This window comes from Bradyrhizobium sp. (genome assembly GCF_049691595.1).
GTDB lineage: Bacteria > Pseudomonadota > Alphaproteobacteria > Rhizobiales > Xanthobacteraceae > Bradyrhizobium.
The window spans coordinates 1-2,420 of record NZ_JBAVNZ010000155.1 but is presented as its reverse complement, the minus strand read 5'-3'; the positions used below and the strand labels follow the sequence as shown (position 1 = coordinate 2,420).

General features: G+C 63.4%; 3 protein-coding genes and 1 pseudogene. 2 read left to right on the top strand and 2 right to left on the bottom strand.

Features of this window, described 5'->3' with window-relative positions; genetic code table 11:
* Positions 1 to 145: 145 nt before the first annotated feature.
* Positions 146 to 568, bottom strand: coding sequence for a DUF5413 family protein (locus WCE35_RS06895; RefSeq protein WP_424592600.1), 423 nt, complete (start codon positions 566 to 568; stop codon positions 146 to 148).
* Positions 569 to 709: 141 nt separating this feature from the next.
* Here WCE35_RS06895 and WCE35_RS06890 point away from each other — a divergent pair, with 141 nt between their 5' ends.
* Complete coding sequence (locus tag WCE35_RS06890) at positions 710 to 946, top strand: AbrB/MazE/SpoVT family DNA-binding domain-containing protein (protein ID WP_424592599.1); 237 nt, start codon at positions 710 to 712, stop codon at positions 944 to 946.
* Between the two features lie 129 nt (positions 947 to 1,075).
* Positions 1,076 to 1,408: a type II toxin-antitoxin system PemK/MazF family toxin gene (locus WCE35_RS06885; protein WP_424592601.1), complete on the top strand. Its 333-nt coding sequence runs from the start codon at positions 1,076 to 1,078 to the stop codon at positions 1,406 to 1,408.
* Between the two features lie 18 nt (positions 1,409 to 1,426).
* Here WCE35_RS06885 and WCE35_RS06880 read toward each other — a convergent pair.
* Positions 1,427 to 2,420, bottom strand: a pseudogene (locus tag WCE35_RS06880) (hypothetical protein); the annotation flags it as partial.

Here is a 2,420-nt window from a genome sequence, read left to right as displayed (position 1 = left end):
ATGGATTGCTTCGCGTCGCTCGCAATGACGTGTCGCTGACGTGGGATCGCCTTCTCGCAGCGCGATGCGCCCGAGGCTTGCCGGAAATTTCCGCCCTTTGAAAACGAGGGCGTGGGGAATGCCGGGTGCCCAATGCACCCGCGGCTCAAGTGGAAGCAGCCGCCTGCGGCTCTTCGGCATATTTGTGCGAAAGCCACGACGAGATCGTCGCCGGCACAAACCCGACGAGCCCGTACAGAACGAACTGCACCACGCCGGAGTCCGGCCCGCGCGAGCCATACAGCAATTCGGCCGCCACGAACCCGACCGCCCCCATGATCAGCATCCGCACCGCCGGACTGAGCTTCCTGATATGGAGCAGGATGTCATCGACCGCGCCGATCATCAGCGCCGGCACGATGCCGAACAGATAGCTGTATTGCAGCGTCCTGGCGAAGGTCCAGAAAAACTTTCCGACCTCCGACCAGTCGGTCTCGGTCCAGTATCCTGATGTCACCGTGGTCGCAAACAGCAGCAGCAGGCCGCCGATGAAGGGGCTGACTGCAGCGAAGATCAGATAGCGTTTCATGGCCGTTCTCCACACCTTTTGCATCATAGCAGTTCCGCGCCAGCTTCAGGAAGATCACACCTGCTTTGGCGCGATCCTGTCCGCCGGGCTTGTTTGGCTCACCCGCTTGAAAATGGTAAGTTAGTAAGTTAACTTACCTGTATGAACCGTGTTTCCCGTCAGACAGCCGCGTTTTCGAAAGTGTCGGTCAAGAGCCAGACCGTGATCCCGCGTGAGGTTCGTGAGAAACTGAAGCTGAAACCCGGAGATACCTTGCGCTATCGTGTGACCGATGATGGCATCCTGCTCGACAAGGCGAACGAGGCGGTCGATGACCCGTTCGCGGCGTTTTCGGAATGGACGTCCGAGGCCGACGAGAAGGCCTATGACGGATTATAGTCACTGGCTCCGCCCGTTGCGGTTCCGGGTATCCTGATGGTCCGTTCCGCATCCACAAGGGCCGCGGTGAGCAGGCGAACGACTCATTCCCGCAGTCCTGTTCCGCAACGAAGCAGGCAACAAGTTCGGATCGATGCATTCGACGTTGTCGTCGTGCCGTTTCCCTATGCCGACCGCCTCGCCGAAAAACGCCGCCCGGCGCTGGTCATTTCCAGCCGGCGGCTGGCGCCGTTCGGATTGATCTGGGTCGCGATGATCACGAGTGCCGACAACGCACCCTGGCCCTGCGACGTGATCATTGCCGATCTGACGCGCGCCGGGCTACCGGCGCCATCCGTGGTGCGTACCGCGAAGATTGCCTGTATCGAACCGGGACGGATCGAACGCCGCGCCGGACGACTAGACAAGGTGACGGCGAAAGCTGTGGCTCAGAAACTCAATGGATTTTTGGGGAACCCGTGACCACTGCCCGCCGCCCGCCTACTCCCCCCATGTCGCGAACGCGTCGTTGAACGCGCGCTCGCCTGGCGCGCCTTTTTCGATGGCGATGATGGCGCGGCGCTGGTTGGTGTAGACCAGGGGCACGTCGAACCAGGAGCGCTCCTTCAGGAGTTGCAGATTGCGCGCGCGGTCGGCATCGACATTCGACAGGCCGACCAGGAAGAAGCCGTCGGTGACCCTGACCGCAAGGCCCGCGAGCGGGGTGCCGCGCGACTGCTCGTTGGATTTCATCAGGATGCCCGGCACGTTGCCGACGCCGCCGCCCGAAAAATCCTGTGGCAGGATGAAGGTCAGCTCCGCGGTGTGGCTCGCCGGCAGCGAGGAGTCGGTGTTGCGGCGAAACGACATCGTCATCTTGAACTTGCGGTCGGGGATTTCGATGTCGGCGCGAACGGCGAAATCGGGCTTCTGCGCCGCGACCTGCTTGATCGGTTCGATGCGCCAGATCACCGAGCCGACATATTGCTTGCCCTTGGGATCGGACGGATCCTCGTCATAAAGCACCACCCGCTGCGCCACCGGCGCGACCTGCTCGGGCGACGACGGCTGGCCGACGCGATCGGCGATCTTCGGCTTGGTCGCCGGCGCGGAACTGTCCCTCGGCGCTTCCGCCGTGCCCGGCTGGGACTTGAACAGGCCGCCGACCCCGGTCAAGACCGACTTGCCCCAGAGGATTCCGGCACCGACCAGGATCAGGACAATACCGACTGCGATCGCGCTCTTGAACGGAAACACCGCGCCGCCACGCGCGCGCTGCCTCGGTTCGCGGTCTCCGCTCTGCCCGATGCGCGCGCGCTGCTGTGGCGGCGCCAGACCGGGCGGCCCGTAGCGGTCGGCCTCCTCGATCGATTCGTCGTAGGCATAGGGTGAATCGGGATCGGCGCCGCGGTTCTCCATGCTCGGCTCGAGCCGGTCGAATTCCGGCGAGGGCGACGGCACGTTGGCATAGGTCTTTCGCGCGGCGCGACTGGCC